We start from the raw sequence: 19,530 nt of genomic DNA on the forward strand, positions 1-19,530 counted from the left end.
TCGGCCGCGAAAACGAAAATTTGAATCAAATCGGCCTCAAACGCTTGTCCATCAAGCGCAAGGAGCTATGAAAAATGGAGCAATCATGAACCCCATCACCCCACAGGAGGCGCTGCAGCGCACCATCGAACACCGCGAAATCTTCCATGACGAGATGCTGCACCTGATGCGCATGATCATGCGCGGCGAGCTCTCGCCGGTGATGACGGCGGCCATCGTCACCGGCCTGCGCGTGAAGAAGGAAACCATAGGCGAGATCACCGCCGCGGCCGAGGTGATGCGCGAGTTCTCCACCAAGGTGCAGGTGGCCGACACCACCCATCTGGTGGATGTCGTGGGCACCGGGGGCGACGGTGCCGGCACCTTCAACATTTCCACCTGCGCCACCTTCGTCGTTGCCGCCGCCGGCGCCCGGGTGAGCAAGCACGGCGGGCGCAGCGTCTCCAGCAAGTCGGGCAGCGCGGACGTGATGGAGCAGCTGGGCGTGAACCTGCAGCTCACGCCCGAGCAGATCGCGCGCTCGGTGGCCGAGGTGGGCATAGGCTTCATGTTCGCGCCCAACCACCATCCGGCGATGAAGAACGTCGCGCCGGTGCGCCGCGAGATGGGTGTGCGCACGCTGTTCAACATCCTCGGGCCGCTGACCAACCCGGCGGGCGCGCCCAACATCCTCATGGGGGTGTTTCACGAAGACCTGGTGGGCATCCAGGTGCGCGCGCTGCAGCGCCTGGGCGCCGAGCACGCGCTGGTGGTCTACGGGCGCGACGGCCTGGACGAGATCAGTCTGGGCGCGGGCACGCGCGTGGGCGAGCTCAGGGACGGCGTGGTGCGCGAATACGAGATCCACCCCGAGGACTTCGGCCTGCGCATGGCCGGCACCCGGGCGCTCAAGGTAGAGACGCCCGAGGAATCCCGGGCCATGCTGATGGGCGTGCTGCAGGGCGAGGAAGGCCCGGCGCACGACGTCGTCTGCCTGAACGCGGGCGCGGCGCTCTATGCCGCGGGCGTGGCGCACAGCATCGCCGACGGCCTGCGCCGCGCGCAGCAGGCGGTGGCCAGCGGCGCTGCGCGCGCCAGGCTCGATGCCTTCGTGGCCTTCACCCAGGGCTGCAAGGCATGAGCGCGGTGCCCGACATCCTGCAGGCGATCTGCGCCACCAAGGCCCAGGAGGTGGCCGCCGGCAAGGCGCGCATGCCGCTCACCACCCTGCGCGCCCGGGCCGAAGCCGCCGCGCCGGCGCGCGACTTCGTCGCCAGCCTGCGCGCACGCATCGCCGCGGGGCAGGCGGCGGTGATCGCCGAGATCAAGAAGGCGAGCCCCAGCCAGGGCGTGATCCGGGCCGACTTTCAGCCCGCGCAGCTTGCGCGCAGCTACGCCCGCGGCGACGGCGCGCTGGCGGCGGCCTGCCTGTCGGTGCTGACCGACGCGCCTTACTTCCAGGGCGCGCCCGAATATCTGCAGCAGGCGCGCGCGGCCTGCGCGCTGCCGGTGCTGCGCAAGGACTTCATGATCGACCCTTGGCAGGTCCATGAGGCGCGCGCCATGGGCGCGGACTGCATCCTCCTGATCGCCGCCTGCCTGGAGGACGGCCAGATGGCCGACATGGAGGCGCTGGCGCACGCCCTGGGCATGGCGGTGCTGGTGGAGGTGCACGACGCGCCCGAACTCGAACGCGCGCTGCGCCTGAAGACACCGCTCATCGGCATCAACAACCGCAACCTGCGCAGCTTCGAGGTCAGCCTGCAGACCACGCTGCGCCTGCGCCCGCAGGTAGCGCCCGACCGCCTGCTGGTGGCCGAATCGGGCATTGCCACGCGCGCGGACGTGCAAACCCTGCGCGCGGCTGGAATTCAGGCCTTTCTCATAGGGGAAACGCTGATGCGCTCGGACGATCCGGGTCTGGCTTTGGGGCAATTGTTCGGGTAAATTGCAATCGGTTACGTTTTCGCGGACCGATCATGTACTCGCTCGTCTTTCCCCTGCGCCGGCCATGGCGGATGCTGGCACCCGCTCGCTGAATCTCCCGGCAGGTGAACTGCGCTGGCTGGCCCTGGTCTGGTTGCTGGTGGGTCTGTTGCTGGCCGGGGTGCTGTGGCTGGTCAAAGGGCAGGTCCAGGAGCGCGAGGGCGCGCTGCTGGCGCAGCAGGCGCGCATGCTGTCCTCGCTGCTGGCGCAGCAGATGGTGACGCTGGACGGCATGCTGGCGGTGCTGGCCGACGCCCCCGAACACACACGCGAGGAAGCGGCCACGGGCAGCGGCTGGCTGCTGCGCCAGGTGCAGGCGCAGGCCCGCCTGGCGGGCGGCATCGTGGCAGTGCTCGACGGGCAGGGCGTGGTGCTTGCGGCGAGCGACGGCGCGCTCATCGGCACGCGCCATGACGGCGAGCCCTTCTTCGAGCCGCTTCGCCGCGCACCGTCGGCGCAAACCCTCTACCTCGGACCGCCGCACCGGCAAGGCCTCATGGGCGATGCGCTGGTGCTCTCGCGCGCCATCGTCTCGCCGCGCGCGCAATTGCTTGGCGTCGTATCGGCGGCGTTCGATCTGTCGCTGCTCAAGCGCAGTTTCGCCGAGGTCCGGATGGCGCCCGACGCGGTGGCGCAGCTCATCTATGGCGAGCAGGCCATGCTCATCCCCCTGGGCGACGACAGCGCGGGCGCTGCCCTGGACCCTACCGCCCAGGGCCTGGCGCTCATGCGCCACCGGGCCCTGGGGGTGCCTGCCAGCGTGCAGCAGGTGGCTGTCCACGGGCAGTCGCCCGAGCTGCTCGCCGCGGTGCAAAGCCTGGGCCTGCCAGGCGTGGTCACCGACCGGCCGCTTACCCTGAGCGTGGCGCGCAGCACGCGCGCCATCATGGACAACTGGCTCGCGCTGGCCAGGGCGCTGGGGCTCTTGTATCTGTTCAGCACCATGGCCGCGCTGGGCGGCCTGCTCTGGGTGCGCAGACGCCGGCGCAGGCGCCAGGCGAAGCGCCAGCACGAGAGGCAGGAGCTGCACAACCTGCAGGCGCGCTGGAACGCGGTGCTGCATGCCACGCACATCGGCATCTGGGACTGGGATCAACGCACGCGGCGGGTGTACTACTCGCCGGCGGTGCAAACCATGCTGGGCTACGGGGAACATGAATTCGGCACGAGCTGGCATGCCTGGGCGAGTCTGCTGCACCCGGACGATCGGGGGGCCTGCTGGGGCGCTTGCGCGAGTTCCTTCGCCAGCGCGAGGAAGTGTTCTTCGAGAACGTGCACCGCATGCGTCGCAAGGACGGCAGCTACCAGTGGGTGGAGGTGCGCGGGCGCGTGGTGGAGCGCGACGACGCCGGCCGGCCGCTGCGCGTCGCCGGGGTGCAGAGCGACATCAGCCAGCGCCGCGAGCTGGAAACCCGGCTGGAACGCCTGAGCGCCGGCGTGCCCGGTGCACTGTTCGAATACCGGCGTGATCCGAACGGCCGCGACAGCTTCCCCTTCTGCACCGACAAGATCAGCGAGCTGCTGGAGCTGACGCCGGCGCAGCTCAGGCAAAGCGCCGGCCACCTGCTCAAGCGCGTGCATCCGCAGGATGTGGCGCCGCTGCTGCGCAGCCTGCTGGTGTCGGTGCAGAACCTCACGCCCTGGCGCCATTCCTACCGCGTGCTCCTGCCCAGCGGCGAGGAGCGCTGGATCAGCGGCATGTCGCAGCCGCGGCGCGCGGACGGTGGCGCAACGCTGTGGAGCGGCTATCTCTGGGACACGACGCAGGAGCACGCGCTGCGCGAGCGTCTGGACATGCTGGTCGAGAACGTGCCCGGGCTGCTCTACCAGTCGCGCCTGGAGCCCGACGGGCGCAAACACTTCGCCTATGCGAGCAAGGGCGCGATTGCGCTGTACGGCGTGACGCCCGAGCAGATGTGCAGCGACGCGCAATCGGTGTTCGCGCGCTTCGAGCGGGCCGACTTTGACAGCGGCATGCAAAAGCTCGCCGCTTCCGCGCGCGACCTGACGCTGTGGAGCCACGACTACCGGGTCAACCTGCCCGGCCAGCCCCAGCGCTGGGTGCGCGCCCAGGCGCGGCCCCAGCGCCTGCCAGGCGGCGCGGTGCAGTGGCACGGCTATGCCCAGGACGTGACCGAAGCGCGCGCCCAGGCCAGCCGCCTGCAGGAGGCGCAGCAACTGCTGGACCATTTGATGCGCGAGATGCCGGTGGCGCTGTGCATGGTCGACCAGGACGGCCTGTTCTACTACCGCAACCGCGCTTTCGAGCAGTACTTCGGCTACGGTCCCGAGGAGGTGATCACGCGCGAGCGCTGGTGGCACGAGGTCTATCCGGACGAAGACTATCGCGCGCAGATGTGGCGGCAGTGGAACGACGCCAAGGCCAATGCGCCGCAGCACGGGGGGCGCATCCTGCCGGGGGATGCGCGCATGTGGACGCGCAGCTCGGGCCAGCGCATCATGTCGGTGAGCGGCATGGCCTTCGGCGAGCACTACCTGCTGGCCTTCGTCGATCAGACCGAGCAGCACGCGCGCAGCGAGATGCTGCGCGAGATGGCCTACATCGACGCGCTCACCGGCGTGGCCAACCGGCGCCAGCTCGACCTCACGCTCAAGGCCGAGTGGGGGCGCTGCCGGCGCAGCGGCCAGCCGCTGGCGCTGCTGATGATCGACATCGACCTGTTCAAGGCCTTCAACGACCTCTACGGCCACCAGGAGGGCGACGAATGCCTGGCGGCGGTGGCCGGCGCCCTGCGCGCGGGCCTGAGCCGCGCGCACGATCTGGTGGGCCGCTACGGCGGCGAGGAGTTCCTTTGCGTGCTGCCGATGTGCGACCTCGACGGTGGCCTGCGCAAGGCTGAAACCCTGCGCCAGGCGGTGCAGGACCTGGCGGTGGTGCACGAGGGCTCGAACGTGGCCGGCGTGGTCACCGTCAGCGTGGGCGTGGCCGCGCAGTTGCCCGACGAGCTGGGCGATGCCCAGCAGCTGGTGGCGCAGGCCGACCGGGCGCTGTACCTGGCCAAGCAGCAGGGGCGCAACCGGGTGGCGGGGGGCTGATCAGGGCGCGGCGCGCTGCAGCAGCATGGCGTCGCCGTAGCTGAAGAAGCGATAGCGCTGCGCCACCGCGTGGCGGTACAGCCGCATGACGTGCCCGTAGCCGGCGAAGGCGCTGACCAGCATCATCAGCGTGCTCCTGGGTAGGTGAAAGTTGGTCACCAGCAGGTCGACCACGCGAAAGTCGAAGCCTGGCGTGATGAAGATGTCGGTGTCCGCGCTGCTCAGGCCCGTGCGCGCCCAGGATTCGAGCGTGCGCACCGTGGTGGTGCCTATGGCCAGCACCCGCCCGCCGCGCGCGCGGCACCGGGCAATGGCAGCGAGCGTCTCGGGCGGGATGCAATACCACTCGCTGTGCATGTGGTGCTCGGCGATGTTCTCGGTCTTCACCGGCTGGAAGGTGCCCGCGCCGACGTGCAGCGTCACCTGCGCGCTTTGCACGCCGCGCTCGGACAGGGCGGCGAGCACGCCCTCGTCGAAATGCAGCGCGGCGGTGGGCGCGGCCACGGCTCCGGGCGTGTGCGCGAAGATGGTCTGGTAGCGCTCGTTGTCCTCGGCCTCGTGGCGGTCGTGCCCGCCGGCCTGCTCGCGCCGGATGTAGGGCGGCAGCGGCAGGTGGCCGTGCCGGCGCATCAGCTCCCAGGGCGTTTCCCCCGCGCCGCCCTGCAGGCGCAGCCGGAACAGCGGCCCCCGGGCGTCGGGCCAGCGCGCAAGCAGCACCGCGTCAAAGCCGCCCTGCGCCGCGCCGCCGGCAAAGTGCAGCCTCGCGCCTGGCGCGGGCTTCTTGCTGACCTTCATGTGGGCGAGGACCTGGCCGTCGGCCAGCACGCGCTCGATCAAGAGCTCCACCTGGCCGCCGGTGCCTTTCTCGCCGAACAGGCGCGCCTTCACCACCTGGGTGTCGTTGAACACCATCAGGTCGCCAGGCGCCAGCAGCGCGGGCAGCTGCCTGAAGATCAGCTCGCCCGGCGGCCAGCGGCGCCCGTCCAGCAGGCGCGAGCCGCTGCGCTCGGGCGCGGGGTGCTGGGCGATCAGTTCGGGGGGCAGGGCGAAGTCGAAGTCGCCCAGGGTGTAGGCATGGTCCGCAGGGAACGTCATCGGGGGCGCGTGGCTGCCGCGAAAAGGGGCCGCGCATGGTCTGTGTGCAAGAGCCTGATTGTCGCGCGCTCAGGCGCTCACTGCCGCCTCGGTCCAGAGTTCATCCAGGTCGGGGAAATTCCACTTCGAGGGCTCCTCGCGCCCGGCAATGCCGTCGCGGCAGCCGGGTGCGGCCAGGTGGATGACTTCGGGCGCGATGCGCATTTCGGACTTGGTCGAATAGAAGGCCTTGACCACCGGCGCGACCAGGGTCTCGCGCGACTGCTCCAGCACCACCGCCAGGCGGCCCGAGTTCAGCCGCACCAGCGAGCCGGTGGGGTAGATGCCCAGGCTCTTGACGAAGGCCTGGAACACCACCGGGTCCAGGTGCCCCTTGGTCCATTCGGCCATGCGGCGTATCGATTCGGCCGGGTCCCAGCCGCGCTTGTAGGGGCGGTTGGAGGTGATGGCGTCGTACACGTCGCAGATCGCGCCCATGCGCGCGAGCAGCGAAAAGCGCTCGCCGCTCAGGCCGTCGGGGTAGCCGCGCCCGTCCATGCGCTCATGGTGGTGGCGCACCACGTCCAGCACCGCCGCGTCCACGCTGCCGGCCTCGTGCAGCAGCTTCCAGCCCTCGTGCGGGTGGGTCTTGATGTGCTCGAACTCCGCGTCGGTGAGCCGGCCCGGCTTGTTCAGCACGCTTTGGTCCATCATCGCCTTGCCCAGGTCGTGCAGCAGCCCGGCCATGCCGGCGGTGCGCAGCTGGGCCTCGTCCAGGCCGAGCTGGCGCCCCAGCGCCACCATCAGCGCACACACCGCCACCGAGTGCATGTAGGTGTAGTCGTCGGCCGTCTTCAGCCGCGCCAGGCTGATCAGCGCGCCGGGGTTGCGCATCACCGAATCCGAAATCTCCTGCACCAGGCCGCTGGCCACCACGGTGTCGGGCGCCTTGCCCAGGCGCACCTCGCTGAACATGGACACCACCGCCTGCCGTGCCTTGTTGCAGATCAGCGCGGCGCGGCGCATTTCGTCCCGCGTGCCGGTGGGGCTGCGCTGCGCCGTGCCGGGTTCGGGCGGCGGTTCGGGGACGGTTGCCGGCGCGCTGCCAGCGGTGTTGGCGGGCGCGCGCTGCACGTCCTTGCCGCGCGCGATGTCGATCATCACCTCGCGTATGGGCGTGGCGCGGATGCGTTCGAGGTCGCGCGCGCTGTCCAGCAGAAAGCGCGAGCGCCAGAACGGATGGTCCATCCAGGAGCCGCAGAACTCATGCACGAACATGCCGAGGGCGAGGTCATCAACGGAAATACGCTTGAGCATTGCGCAGAAAAAAAGGGTGCTTGCGCACCGCGGCGTTCAGGGAGGCAGGGGCAGGCCCGACCAGAGGGTATTCAAATCGGAAAACCCCCACCGGGCGGGGTCTTCGCGCGCGGCAATCCGGTCCCCGGCTGCGGCACGCGACAGGTCGATCAGTTGCGGCGTGATGCGCTCGCCCGTGTGCAGGCTGTAGAAGGCCTTGACGCGCGGCGCCAGCAGGGTGCCCGGAGACTGCTCCTGCACCACCGCCAGGTGCCCCGAGGCCAGGCGCACGAGCGAGCCCGTGGGGTAGATGCCCATGCATTTGACGAAGGCCTGGAAGATGCGGCTGTCAAAGTGCCCGCGCGTCCATTCGGCCATGCGCCTGAGCGCGTCCGACGGGTCCCAGCCGTTCTTGTAGGGCCGGTTGGAGGTGATGGCGTCGTACACGTCGCACACCGCGTTCATGCGCGCCAGCAGGTGGATGTCGGCGCCCATCAGGCGGTGCGGGTAGCCGCTGCCGTCCATCTTCTCGTGGTGGTGCAGGCAGGCGTCGAGCACCTGCATGGGCATCTTGCTCACGCGCAGGATCTCCAGGCCGAAGGCCGGGTGGCTGCGCATGATGTCGAACTCCTCGTCGCTCAGGCGCGCCGGCTTGTTCAGGATGGCGTCGGGGATGCGCGCCTTGCCCACGTCGTGCATCAGCCCCGCCAGGCCCGCCATGCGCACCGTGGCCTCGTCGAGCTGCAGCTGGCGCGCCAGCGCCATCATCAGTGCGCAGACCGACACCGAATGCATGTAGGTGTATTCGTCGGCGGTCTTCAGCCGCGCCAGGCTGATCAGCGCGCCGGGGTTGCGCGCGAGCGACCCGGCGAGCTCGTCCACCGTCGCCTGCGCGCCCTGGGCGTTGATCGCCTGGCCCATGCGCGCTTGCTCGAACATCGACAGTACCTGCTCGCGCGCGCGGTCGCAGATCGTGCGCGCACGCTGCAGCTCTTCGCTGGTGCTGGTGGGCGAGAGGTCGGCCAGCGGCGCGGCCAGCGGCAGCGGCGTGGGCGCCAGCTCGGGCTGCAGCTCGGCCAGCGCGCTCTGGATCTGTGCCTCGGCCTCGTCCGCAAGCACCGGCTCGGCGGCCTCGGCCACGTCGCGGCCCCTGGCGGTATCGATCCAGACCTCCTGGATGGAGCTGTCCCGGATGCGGGCAATGTCCTGCGCGCTCCTGAGCAGAAAGCGCGTGCGCCAGAACGGGTGCTCCATCCACGAGCCGCAGAACTCGTGGATATACATGCCTGCGGCAAGATGGCGGACGTGTATGCGCTTGAGCATGCCCCGGGCGGCAGATAGGCTGGAATGGATGGCGGCCATGGTAGCCTGTTTGGGTGAGCGAGGCACCCCGCAATCCAGCGAAATTGTCAACTGCGCGGCGCAGCCCTGCCCAGCAGGCGCTGGCCCGGCTGGGCCTGCTCAGGGACATCGACCTGGCGCTGCATCTGCCGCTGCGCTACGAGGACGAAACCCGCATCACCGCCATTCGCAGCGCGCGCGAGGGCGAGGTGGCGCAGATCGAGGGCGTGGTGGTGCACAGCGAGGTGCAGCTGCACCCGCGCCGCCAGCTGGTGGTGGTGCTGGACGACGGCAGCGGCCGCTGCGAGCTGCGCTTCTTCAGTTTCTATCCCTCGCAGCAAAAGACCATGGCCGTGGGCGAGCGCCTGCGCGCGCGCGGCGAGCTGCGCGGTGGCTTCTGGGGGCGCCAGATGGTGCACCCGGCGTTTCGCAAGGCCCAAGGGCCGCTGCCCGCCGCGCTCACCCCCGTTTATCCGGCCAGCGCGCAGCTGCCCCAGGCCTATCTGCGCCGCGCGGTGGCGACGGCGCTGGCGCGCGTGCCGCTGCCCGACACCGTACCCGAGGCGCTGCTGCCGCCGCTGCCGCAGTTTCAGGTCAAAAATGAGGGTAAACGCTTGTGGGGCCTGCGCGAAGCGCTCCTTTTCCTGCATCACCCGACGCCCGACGTGGCGCTGGCCACGCTGCAGGACCACAGTCACCCCGCCTGGCAGCGCCTGAAGGCCGAAGAGCTGCTGGCCCAGCAGCTGTCGCAGGCGACGGCGCGTGCCCAGCGCGCGCGCCAGCATGCGCCGGTGCTGGCGCTGCCCCGGGCCGGCGAGGGGCTGCATGCCGCGCTGCTTGCCCGCCTGCCGTTCGCGCTCACCGCGGCGCAGCAGCGCGTGGGCGCCGAGATTGCCGCCGACCTGGCGCAGGCCCAGCCCATGCACCGCCTGCTGCAGGGCGACGTGGGCGCGGGCAAGACGGTGGTGGCGGCGCTGGCCGCCTGCCAGGCCATGGACGCGGGCTGGCAGTGCGTGCTGATGGCGCCGACCGAGATCCTGGCGCGCCAGCACTTTGCCAAGCTGGTGCAGTGGCTCGCGCCCCTGCTCGAAGCGCGCGGGCAGGCCGTGGCCTGGCTCGCCGGCGGGCAGAGGAAGAAGGAGCGCGCGGCCATGCTCGCGCAGATCGCCGGCGGCCAGGCCGCGCTGGTGGTGGGCACGCACGCCGTCATCCAGGAGCAGGTGCAGCTCGCGCGCCTGGGCCTGGTGGTGATCGACGAGCAGCACCGCTTCGGCGTGGCCCAGCGCCTGGCGCTGCGCCAGAAGCCCGGCGCGGCGGCGGGCGCGGAGCCGCACCTGCTGATGATGACCGCTACGCCGATTCCGCGCACGCTGGCGATGAGCTATTACGCCGACCTGGACGTCTCCACCATCGACGAGCTGCCGCCCGGGCGCACGCCCGTCGTCACCCGCCTGATCGCCGACAGCCGCCGCGATGAGGTCATAGCCCGGCTGCGCGAGCAGGTCGCGGGCGGGCGCCAGGCCTACTGGGTCTGTCCGCTGATCGAGGAAAGCGAGGCGCTGGACCTGCGCAATGCCACCGCCACGCACACGGAGCTGGCCGGGGAGCTGCCGGGCGTGCGCGTGGGCCTGCTGCATTCGCGCATGCCGGCGCCCGAGAAGCAGGCGGTGATGCAGGCCTTCCAGGCAGGCGAGCTGGCGCTGCTCGTCTGCACCACGGTGATCGAGGTGGGCGTGGACGTGCCCAACGCCAGCCTGATGGTGGTCGAGCATGCCGAGCGCTTTGGCCTGTCGCAGCTGCACCAGCTGCGCGGGCGCGTGGGGCGCGGCGCGGCCGCGTCGGCCTGCGTGCTGCTCTACGGCACGGGCGAGGGCGGGCGGCTCGGCCCGGGCGCGCGCGAGCGGCTGCGGGCCATGGTGCAGAGCCAGGACGGCTTCGAGATCGCGCGGCGCGACCTGCAAATCCGCGGCCCCGGCGAATTCCTCGGCGCACGCCAGTCGGGCGACGCGATGCTGCGCTTTGCCGACCTGGCCACCGATGGCGCGCTGCTGCAGTGGGCGCGCGAGACCGCGCCGCGCATGCTCGCCGAATACCCTGAGCTTGCGCGCGCCCACATTGCACGCTGGCTCGGGGGAAAATCGGAATATCTCAAGGCTTGAGCGCGCCCCGGGCGCCCGACCCCCCGACCCCCGACCCCCGACCCATTGCACCTGGCAGGCCCGCCCATGACGCTGACCGAACTCAAATACATCGTGGCCGTGGCGCGCGAGCGCCACTTTGGCCGCGCCGCCGAGGCCTGCTTCGTGGCCCAGCCGACGCTGTCGGTTGGCATCAAGAAGCTGGAAAAAGAGCTGGAGGTGAAGATCTTCGAGCGCAGCGCCGCCGACGTCACGCTCACCGCGCTGGGCGAGGAGATCGTGCGCCAGGCCCAGAGCGTGCTGGAGCAGGCCGCTGCCATCCACGAGATCGCCAAGCGCGGCAAGGACCCGCTGGCCGGCGCGCTGACCCTGGGCATCATCTACACCATAGGCCCCTACCTGCTGCCCCAGCTGGTGCACCAGTCGATCCGGCGCACGCCGCAGATGCCCTTGATGCTGCAGGAAAACTTCACCGTGCGCCTGCTGGAGATGCTGCGCACCGGCGAGATCGACTGCGCCATCCTGGCCGAGCCCTTCCCGGACACCGGCCTGGCGCTGGCGCCGCTGTACGACGAACCCTTCCTGGCGGCGGTGCCCGCGTCCCACCGCTTTGCGCGCCAGGCGGCGGTGTCGGCGCTGGAGCTCAAGAACGAAACCATGCTGCTGCTGGGCACGGGCCACTGCTTTCGCGACCACGTGCTGCAGGTTTGCCCCGAGTTCGCGCGCTTTGCCACCAATGCCGAGGGCATACGCCGCACCTTCGAGGGTTCCTCGCTCGAAACCATCAAGCACATGGTGGCCGCCGGCATGGGCGTGACGCTGGTGCCGCGCCTGGCCGTGCCCCAGGAGGCGCTCTCGCCCGTGCGCCGGCGCCGCTCGGACGAGCCCTCCATCCGCTACCTGCCGCTGGAAGACGCGCCGGGCGTGCCGGTACCGAGCCGCCGCGTGGTGCTGGCCTGGCGGCGCAGCTTCACGCGCTACGAGGCGATCGCCGCGCTGCGCAATTCCATCTACGCCTGCAAGCTGCCAGGGGTGCGCATGCTCACCTGAAGCGCATGGCTATCCGGGCGATAGTCAGAAACCATGGGCGAACCCTTGAAAAATCGGCGCTTGCTGCTATCGTCTTCGGCAAGTCGTTTCACCTCAAGCAAGGAGCAGTCCACATGGCCAAGACGCCCAACCCCTCATCGCGCACCGCACGCAAGAGCAGCGCCGGCCTGCCGATCAACATCGGCATCAGCGAAAAAGACCGCGCCGCAATCGCCGACGGCCTGTCGCACCTGCTGGCCGACACCTACACGCTGTACCTGACCACGCACAACTTCCACTGGAACGTCACCGGCCCGATGTTCAACACCCTGCACCTGATGTTCATGGAGCAGTACACCGAGCTGTGGAACGCGGTGGACCCGATCGCCGAGCGCATCCGCGCCCTGGGCCACGTGGCGCCGGGCTCCTACGCCGCGTTCGGCAAGCTGTCTTCGCTGCCGGACGCGCCGGCTGCCCCGCCCAAGGCGCTGGAGATGGTGCGCATCCTCGTCGAAGGCCATGAGGCGGTGGCCCGCACGGCCCGGGGCATGCTCGATCTGGTGGACGATGCCAACGATGAGCCCACCACCGACCTGCTCACCCAGCGCCTGACGGTGCATGAGCAGACGGCGTGGATGCTGCGCGCGCTGCTGCAGGAGTGAGCGCGCGCCCTGCTGCGCATGCAGCCGGCGCGGCTTTTGCGGACAATTTCGCCCCATGACCGATTCCGCGCTGCCCCTGCCCGCCCGTGCGCCCCGCACGCGGCTGGCGCTCTACCTCGATCTGATCCGCTTCAACCGCCCGGCCGGCTGGCTGGTGCTGCTGTGGCCGACGCTGGTGGCGCTGTGGGTGGCGGCGGGCGGTTTTCCGGGCTGGCACCTGCTGGCGGTCTTCGTGGCCGGCACCATCCTCACGCGCTCGGCCGGCTGCGTGATCAACGACATCGCCGACCGAGAGTTCGACCGCCACGTCCAGCGCACGCGCCACCGCCCGCTGACCACCGGCGAGCTGCCGGTGGCCGAGGCCGGCATGGTCGGCGTCGTGCTCACGCTGCTGGCGCTGGCGCTGGTGCTCACCACGCGCCGGGAGGCCGTGGCCTGGGCGGCGGTCGGCGTGGCGGTGGCGGTGGTCTATCCCTTCACCAAGCGCTTTCTTTCAGTGCCGCAGGCGGTGCTGGGCGTGGCCTTCAGCTTCGGCATCGTCATCGGCTTTGCGGCGGTGACGGGCGGCGTGCCCGCCCTGGCCTGGCTGCTGCTGCTGGCCAACATGGGCATGGTGCTGGGCTACGACACCGAATACGCCATGGTGGACCGCGACGACGACCTGAAGATAGGCATCAAGACCTCGGCCATCACCTTCGGCCGCTGGGACGTGGCCTGCGTCATCGGCTTTTACAGCGCCTGCCTGCTGCTCACCGCCTGGCTGCTCGCGTCCCTGGGCCTGGGCTGGCCCTTCTGGCTGGGCTGGCTGGCGGCGGCCGCGCAGGTGCTCTGGCACTACACGCTGATCCGCCGGCGCGAGCGCGCCGGCTGCTTCACCGCCTTCAGCCAGAGCCACTGGATGGGGGCCTGCCTGTTTGCCGGGGTGGCGCTTGGGTTTGCGCTGGCTTGAGCGGCAATGGCCTTGCAAGCTCCTGGCCTCCTGTGCGCAAGGACGAACAACGCCACATGGTGCACCGAGCATGGCGCTGGCGAATGCAGAGCGCTGCCACCCAACAGGTACCTCACGCCGAAGCCGACAAACTCTAGGTCAACGACGCCTTGTTGACACCAGCAAGCGGTCAACTGCCGTTTTCAGGCTCAGTCTTTCCCGAATTCCGCGGCCAGCTCCCCGGCCCTTGCCTGCGCTGCCTTGAGCGCCGCGATGAAGTGCTCGCCCACCTGCTGCTGCTGCAGGTGCGTGATGGCCGCATGCGTGGTGCCGCCCTGGCTGGTCACGCGCGCGCGCAGCTCGGCGGGGCTTTCGTCGGAGCGCCGTGCCAATTCGGTGGCACCGCTGAAGGTGGCCAGGGCCAGGTCGCGGGCCTGCTCGGCCGTCAGGCCCATGGCTTCTCCGGCCTGGGTCATGGCTTCCAGAAAGAAGAACACGTAGGCCGGGCCGGAGCCGGAGAGTGCCGTCACCGCGTCCAGTTGCGCCTCGGTCTGCACCCAGAGGAACCGCCCGGTGGTGGCCATCACGCGCTCGATCAGGGCCTTGTCGGCAGCGCCCGCCTCGGGCCGGGCAAACAGGCCGCTGATGCCCTGGCCTATCAGCGCCGGGGTGTTGGGCATGGCGCGCACGATGCGCCCGGTGCTCAGCCAGCGCGCGATGCTGCCGGTGGGGATGCCGGCGGCCACGCTCAGGTGCAGGGCCGCGCCCACGTGCGGCGCAACCGGCTCGGCGGCGCTGCGAAAGGCCTGGGGCTTGACCGCCCAGACCACCAGGTCGGCATGCGCCAGCGCCGGCGCCACGGCCAGCGCGTCGGGCGCGGCCTGCAGGCCGTGGCGCTGGTGCAGCGCCGCGCGCGCCGGCTCCGAGGGCTCGACCACCGTCAGCTGCTCTGCCGCCAGGCCCTGGCCGAGCAGGCCGCCCAGAATCGCGCTGGCCATGTTGCCGCCGCCTATGCAGGCGATCAATGGGGGTTGGGTGCTTGTCATGGGAAAGTCTCTCAAAAAAAGGAGCTGATTGCGCTGTATTGGTAAGGTTTCCAGATATTAAGATATCGGAAAATCAATGTGTACAAGCGCAAACAGCTATCAAATTGGTGGCTGCAGCCGGGTCTGCGCCACCGCATGCTCCCAGCGCGCCATCAGCTCGGCGGCGCGCCCGGGTGCCATGGTGGGCGTAAAGCACCGTTCCACTTGCCATTGTGCGGAGAGCTCTTCCAGGTCCGCGTACACGCCCGCCGCCAGTCCGGCCAGGTAGGCCGCGCCCAGCGCGGTGGTTTCCACGCACTGCGGGCGCACCACGGGGATGCCCAGCAGATCGGCCTGGAACTGCATCAGCAGGTCGTTCACGCAGGCCCCGCCGTCCACGCGCAGCTCATGCACCGGCTGCCCGCCGGCGGCCACGGCATCGCGCCCCATGGCGGCGAGCAGCGCCGCGCTCTGGTAGGCGATGGATTCCAGCGCCGCGCGCGCGATGTGCGCGATGGTGCTGCCGCGCGTCAGGCCCGTGATGGTGCCGCGCGCATCCGGCGTCCAGTACGGCGCGCCCAGGCCGGTGAAGGCGGGCACGAACATCACGCCGCCCGAGTCGGGCACGCTTTCGGCCAGTTGCTGCACCTCGCTGCTGGCCTTGATGGCGTGCAGGCCGTCGCGCAGCCACTGCACCACCGCGCCGCCCACGAACACGCTGCCTTCCAGCGCGTACTGCACCTGCGCCCCCGGCTGCGCCGCCGCGGTGGTGATCAGGCCGTTGGCCGAGGTGCGGAAGTTCTGCCCGGTGTGCATCAGCATGAAGCAGCCCGTGCCATAGGTGTTCTTGGCCATGCCGGCATGAAAGCAGGCCTGGCCAAAGAGTGCCGACTGCTGGTCGCCCGCCACACCGCCGATCAGCACCGGTGCGCCCAGCAGGTCGGCGCTGGTGTGGCCGAAGGTGCCGCTGGAAGGCAGCACCTCGGGCAGCACGCTGCGCGGGATCTCCAGCCAGTCCAGCAGCTCCTGGTCCCATTCGTTGGTGTGCACGTTCAGCAGCATGGTGCGGCTGGCATTGCTCACGTCCGTCACATGACGCTGTCCGCCGCTCAGCTGCCAGATCAGCCAGCTGTCCACGGTGCCAAAGGCCAGCTCGCCGCGCTCCGCCGCCTGCTTGGCGCCGGGGACCTCGTCGAGCAGCCAGCGTAGCTTGGTGGCGGAAAAATACGCGTCGATGCGCAGGCCCGTCTTGTGCGCGATGCGCTCGTCCAGGCCGCGCGCGCGCAGCTGCTGGCACAGCGGCTCGGTGCGCCGGTCCTGCCAGACAATCGCATGGTGCAGCGGCCGGCCGGTGCGCCGGTTCCAGAGCACCGTGGTCTCGCGCTGGTTGGTAATGCCTATGGCCGCCAGCTGCGCGGGCTGCACGCCGGCCTGCTCGAGCGCCTGCACCATGGTGCTACGCTGGTCTTGCCAGATCGTGAGTGCATCGTGCTCGACCCAGCCGGGGTGGGGGTAGATTTGCGGCAATTCACGCTGCGCCAGCGCGCAGATGCGCCCCTGGCGGTCAAACACGATGCTGCGCGAACTGGATGTCCCCTGATCGAGGGCGAGCAGATAGGTCATGGCGTGCGAGGATAGGTCAAGCAGGCGACAAGCATATGAAATCCACACAGACGACAGCCACATCGGAGGCGGCCCCGGCCGATCGGCAGCAGTTGCTGGCACGGCTGCAGCAGGCGCCCACCTGGGACCTGCTCGTCATCGGCGGCGGCGCCACCGGCCTGGGCGTGGCGCTGGATGCGGCGGCGCGCGGCTTTTCCACCGTTGTGCTGGAGGCGCACGACTTCGCCAAAGGCACGTCCTCGCGCGCCACCAAGCTGGCGCACGGCGGTGTGCGCTATCTCGCCCAGGGCAACATCTCGCTGGTGCACGAAGCGCTGCACGAGCGCACCACGCTGCTGCGCAACGCGCCGCATCTGGCGCAGCCGCTGGGCTTCGTCATGCCGTCCTACCACCTGTGGGAGACGCCGTTCTACGGCACGGGCCTGAAGATGTACGACGTGCTCGCGGGGCGCGCCGGGCTCGGCCCCACCGAATTTCTCTCGCGCATGGGGGCGCTGCGCAAGCTGCCCGGCCTGCGCGCCGAGGGCCTGAAGGGCGGCGTCGCCTACTGGGACGGACAGTTCGACGACGCCCGCCTGGCGCTGGCCCTGGCGCGCACCGCCGCCGCGCGCGGCGCGCTGGTGCTCAACTACTGCCCGGTGCGCGCATTGCGGCACGAAGGCGGCCGGCTTGCCGCCGTGGCCTGTGAAGACGCCGAAACCGGGCGGCAGTTCGAAGTCCGGGCGCGCGCCGTGGTCAACGCCACCGGCGTCTGGGTCGATGAGGTGCGCGCCATGGACGCGCACGCCCAGGCCGCCCGGCACGCCCCGCTGGTCGTGCCCAGCCAGGGCGTGCACATCGTCGTCGACCAGGACTTCCTGCCCGGCCCGCATGCGCTGCTGGTGCCCAAGACCGCCGACGGGCGGGTGCTGTTTGCCGTGCCCTGGCTGGGCAAGCTGCTGATAGGCACCACCGACACCGAGCGCGAACATGCGGCGCTGGAGCCGCGCGCGCTGCCCGAAGAGGTCGCCTTCCTGCTGCGCGAGTCCGCCCGCTACCTCGGCCGGGCCCCGCAGCCGCAGGACGTGCGCAGCTGCTGGGCCGGCCTGCGTCCCCTGGTCAAGCCGCGCCATTTCTCGGGCGCGCAAACCCGCTCGGTCAGCCGCGAGCACACCGTGCTCGTCGAGCCCGGCGGCCTGGTGAGCGTCACCGGCGGCAAGTGGACGACCTACCGCGCCATGGCCGAAGACGTGCTGGACAAATGCATGCAGCACGGCCTGCTCGACACGCGCCCGGGCGGCGTCACGCGCGAGCTGGCGCTGGTGGGCGCGATGCAAGGCGCCAGCGCCCACGCGCTGAGCGAGCCGCCGGGCCTGCATCTGTACGGCAGCGAAGCACCCAGCGTCCAGGCGCTGCCCGGGGCAGAGCACTGGCTTGCGCCGGGTTTGAGCGAAGCCATGGTGCGCTTTGCCGCGCGCCACGAATATGCGCGCAGCGTCGAGGACGTGCTCGCGCGGCGCAGCCGCATGCTGTTCCTCGACGCGCGCCTGGCGGGCGGGCTGGCGCCGGCGGTGGCGGCCATCCTGGGGGAAGAGCTGGGCCGACCGGTGCCGGTGGACGACTTCCTCGCGCTGGCGCGCGGCTATGCACGGTTGCCCGCCTGAAAAATCGCAAGTCTCTTGCAAGGCCTGCAAAACGCTGCCATAATGCGCGGCTTCGTGCCTTTTGCACGAGACTTCTTGCCCAGCGGCAAGCCCAGGCAAAGCCATTTGCCCGGGCGGACGACGGGCCCAAGACTGTCCGGCCGAGCCGGTGCAAGTTGGGAATATTGCAATGATCCAGACAGAATCTCGTTTAGAGGTTGCCGACAACACCGGCGCCAAGACCGTGCAGTGCATCAAGGTGCTGGGCGGCTCCAAGCGCCGCTATGCCAGCGTCGGTGACATCATCAAGGTGAGCGTCAAAGAAGCCGCTCCGCGTGGCCGCGTCAAAAAGGGCGAGGTCTACAGCGCGGTGGTGGTGCGCACCGCCAAGGGCATCCGCCGCAGCGACGGCGCGCTCATCAAGTTCGACGGCAACGCCGCCGTGCTGCTCAACGCCAAGCTGGAGCCCATTGGCACCCGCATCTTCGGCCCGGTCACGCGCGAGCTGCGCACCGAGCGGTTCATGAAGATCGTGTCGCTCGCTCCCGAAGTGATCTGAAAGAGGCCTCCCATGAACAAGATTCGCAAGGGTGACTCGGTCATCGTCCTGGCCGGGCGCGACAAGGGCAAGCGCGGCACCGTGACGGCGCGCGCCAGCGAGACGCACCTCCTGGTCGAGGGCGTGAACCTGGTCAAGAAGCACGTCAAGCCCAATCCGATGAAGGGCACCACGGGTGGCATCGTCGAAAAGGCCATGCCCATCCACCAGTCCAACATCGCCATTTTCAACGCCCAGACCGGCAAGGCCGATCGCGTGGGCATCAAGGTGCAGGACGACGGCAAGCGCGTGCGCGTGTACAAGTCCAACGGCGCCGAAATCGCCACCGCCTGAGGTAAACACAGATGGCACGACTGCAAAAACTCTACCGCGAGAAGATCGCGGGCGAACTCAAGGAAAAGTTCGGCTACAGCTCCGTGATGGAGGTGCCGCGCCTGAGCAAGATCACGCTGAACATGGGCGTGGGCGAGGCCGTCGCGGACAAGAAGGTGATGGACAACGCCGTGGCGGACCTGGCCAAGATCGCCGGTCAGAAGCCCGTGGTGACCAAGGCCAAGAAGGCCATCGCGGGCTTCAAGATACGCGAAGGCCAGCCCATCGGCTGCATGGTCACGCTGCGCGGCGTGCGCATGTACGAGTTCCTGGACCGCTTCGTCACCGTGGCGCTGCCGCGCGTGCGCGACTTCCGCGGCGTCTCGGGCCGTGCCTTCGACGGCCGTGGCAACTACAACATCGGCGTCAAGGAACAGATCATCTTCCCGGAAATCGAGTACGACAAAGTCGATGCGCTGCGTGGTCTGAACGTCAGCATCACCACCACCGCCAAGACCGATGCCGAATGCAAGGCGCTGCTGGCGGCGTTCCGTTTCCCCTTCAAGAACTGAGGTAGCGCATGGCCAAGAAAAGTTTGATCGAGCGTGAACGCAAGCGCGAGAAGCTGGCTGCCAAGTACGCCGCCAAGTACACCGAACTCAAGGCGATTGCCGCCGATGCCAAGCGCAGCACCGAGGAGCGCGACGCTGCGCGCCTGGCGCTGCAGAAGCTGCCGCGCAACGCCAACCCGACGCGCCAGCGCAACCGCTGCGAGATGACCGGGCGCCCGCGCGGCACCTTCCGCCAGTTCGGCCTGGGCCGCGCCAAGGTGCGCGAGCTGGCCTTTGCCGGCGACATCCCGGGCGTCATCAAGGCGAGCTGGTAAGCACAAGCAGGAG

Annotated in this window: 17 protein-coding genes; 12 read left to right on the forward strand and 5 right to left on the reverse strand. The window is 69.7% G+C overall.

Annotated elements, in window-relative coordinates; genetic code table 11:
- The first annotated feature begins 85 nt into the window (after nt 1-85).
- The 3 genes from trpD to FOZ74_RS08805 all read left to right on the forward strand — a co-directional run bounded on the left by trpD (nt 86) and on the right by FOZ74_RS08805 (nt 5,022).
- Nucleotides 86-1,120, forward strand: a complete 1,035-nt coding sequence (gene trpD, locus FOZ74_RS08790; protein ID WP_146912713.1) for an anthranilate phosphoribosyltransferase — start codon at nt 86-88, stop codon at nt 1,118-1,120.
- A 5-nt stretch (nt 1,121-1,125) separates the two neighbouring features.
- Entirely contained in the window at nt 1,126-1,926 is an 801-nt protein-coding gene (gene trpC / locus FOZ74_RS08795) for an indole-3-glycerol phosphate synthase TrpC (RefSeq protein WP_146914142.1), read from the forward strand.
- A 1,266-nt stretch (nt 1,927-3,192) separates the two neighbouring features.
- Nucleotides 3,193-5,022 carry a sensor domain-containing diguanylate cyclase gene (locus FOZ74_RS08805; protein ID WP_146912715.1) on the forward strand — a complete coding sequence of 610 codons (1,830 nt, stop codon included), beginning with the start codon at nt 3,193-3,195 and terminating at the stop codon, nt 5,020-5,022.
- Here FOZ74_RS08805 and queA read toward each other — a convergent pair whose 3' ends face one another.
- From queA to FOZ74_RS08820, 3 genes are all read right to left on the reverse strand, one after another.
- Entirely contained in the window at nt 5,023-6,117 is a 1,095-nt protein-coding gene (gene queA / locus FOZ74_RS08810) for a tRNA preQ1(34) S-adenosylmethionine ribosyltransferase-isomerase QueA (RefSeq protein WP_146912716.1), read from the reverse strand.
- A gap of 69 nt (nt 6,118-6,186) precedes the next feature.
- On the reverse strand, nt 6,187-7,413 hold the full coding sequence (locus FOZ74_RS08815) for a cyclic di-GMP phosphodiesterase (RefSeq protein WP_146912717.1): 1,227 nt from the start codon (nt 7,411-7,413) through the stop codon (nt 6,187-6,189).
- A 36-nt stretch (nt 7,414-7,449) separates the two neighbouring features.
- Complete coding sequence (locus tag FOZ74_RS08820) at nt 7,450-8,715, reverse strand: HD-GYP domain-containing protein (RefSeq protein ID WP_146914143.1); 1,266 nt, start codon at nt 8,713-8,715, stop codon at nt 7,450-7,452.
- Between the two features lie 83 nt (nt 8,716-8,798).
- Between FOZ74_RS08820 and recG the strand changes: the two genes are divergently transcribed.
- The 4 genes from recG to ubiA all read left to right on the forward strand — a co-directional run bounded on the left by recG (nt 8,799) and on the right by ubiA (nt 13,511).
- Nucleotides 8,799-10,892, forward strand: a complete 2,094-nt coding sequence (gene recG / locus FOZ74_RS08825; protein WP_186764559.1) for an ATP-dependent DNA helicase RecG — start codon at nt 8,799-8,801, stop codon at nt 10,890-10,892.
- 66 nt (nt 10,893-10,958) lie between these two features.
- A complete protein-coding gene (locus FOZ74_RS08830) occupies nt 10,959-11,921 on the forward strand; it encodes a LysR substrate-binding domain-containing protein (RefSeq protein WP_146912719.1) in 963 nt (320 codons plus the stop codon).
- 113 nt (nt 11,922-12,034) lie between these two features.
- The gene (locus tag FOZ74_RS08835) at nt 12,035-12,562 is read left to right on the forward strand and encodes a Dps family protein (RefSeq protein WP_146912720.1); all 528 of its coding nucleotides are present in this window, start codon (nt 12,035-12,037) and stop codon (nt 12,560-12,562) included.
- Nucleotides 12,563-12,638: 76 nt separating this feature from the next.
- Entirely contained in the window at nt 12,639-13,511 is an 873-nt protein-coding gene (ubiA, locus tag FOZ74_RS08840) for a 4-hydroxybenzoate octaprenyltransferase (protein WP_186764690.1), read from the forward strand.
- A 188-nt stretch (nt 13,512-13,699) separates the two neighbouring features.
- Here the strand turns inward: ubiA and proC are convergent, their stop codons facing one another.
- Entirely contained in the window at nt 13,700-14,536 is an 837-nt protein-coding gene (gene proC, locus FOZ74_RS08845) for a pyrroline-5-carboxylate reductase (RefSeq protein ID WP_146912722.1), read from the reverse strand.
- A 99-nt stretch (nt 14,537-14,635) separates the two neighbouring features.
- Nucleotides 14,636-16,138 (reverse strand): glycerol kinase GlpK, encoded by a 1,503-nt coding sequence (gene glpK / locus FOZ74_RS08850; RefSeq protein ID WP_146912723.1) that lies wholly within the window; start codon nt 16,136-16,138, stop codon nt 14,636-14,638.
- A 35-nt stretch (nt 16,139-16,173) separates the two neighbouring features.
- On the opposite strand from glpK, the gene FOZ74_RS08855 reads away from it, so the two are divergent.
- The 5 genes from FOZ74_RS08855 (at nt 16,174) to rpsN (ending at nt 19,517) form a co-directional block, all read left to right on the forward strand.
- On the forward strand, nt 16,174-17,781 hold the full coding sequence (locus FOZ74_RS08855) for a glycerol-3-phosphate dehydrogenase/oxidase (RefSeq protein ID WP_146912724.1): 1,608 nt from the start codon (nt 16,174-16,176) through the stop codon (nt 17,779-17,781).
- Nucleotides 17,782-17,950: 169 nt separating this feature from the next.
- Complete coding sequence (gene rplN / locus FOZ74_RS08860) at nt 17,951-18,319, forward strand: 50S ribosomal protein L14 (RefSeq protein WP_146912725.1); 369 nt, start codon at nt 17,951-17,953, stop codon at nt 18,317-18,319.
- A 12-nt stretch (nt 18,320-18,331) separates the two neighbouring features.
- Nucleotides 18,332-18,652 carry a 50S ribosomal protein L24 gene (rplX, locus tag FOZ74_RS08865; protein WP_146912726.1) on the forward strand — a complete coding sequence of 107 codons (321 nt, stop codon included), beginning with the start codon at nt 18,332-18,334 and terminating at the stop codon, nt 18,650-18,652.
- Nucleotides 18,653-18,663: 11 nt separating this feature from the next.
- A complete protein-coding gene (rplE, locus tag FOZ74_RS08870; protein ID WP_146912727.1) occupies nt 18,664-19,203 on the forward strand; it encodes a 50S ribosomal protein L5 in 540 nt (179 codons plus the stop codon).
- Nucleotides 19,204-19,211: 8 nt separating this feature from the next.
- Nucleotides 19,212-19,517, forward strand: a complete 306-nt coding sequence (gene rpsN, locus FOZ74_RS08875; protein ID WP_146912728.1) for a 30S ribosomal protein S14 — start codon at nt 19,212-19,214, stop codon at nt 19,515-19,517.
- Nucleotides 19,518-19,530: the final 13 nt, after the last annotated feature.

It is taken from the genome of Comamonas flocculans, assembly GCF_007954405.1.
Taxonomy (GTDB): Bacteria; Pseudomonadota; Gammaproteobacteria; order Burkholderiales; family Burkholderiaceae_C; genus Comamonas_C; species Comamonas_C flocculans.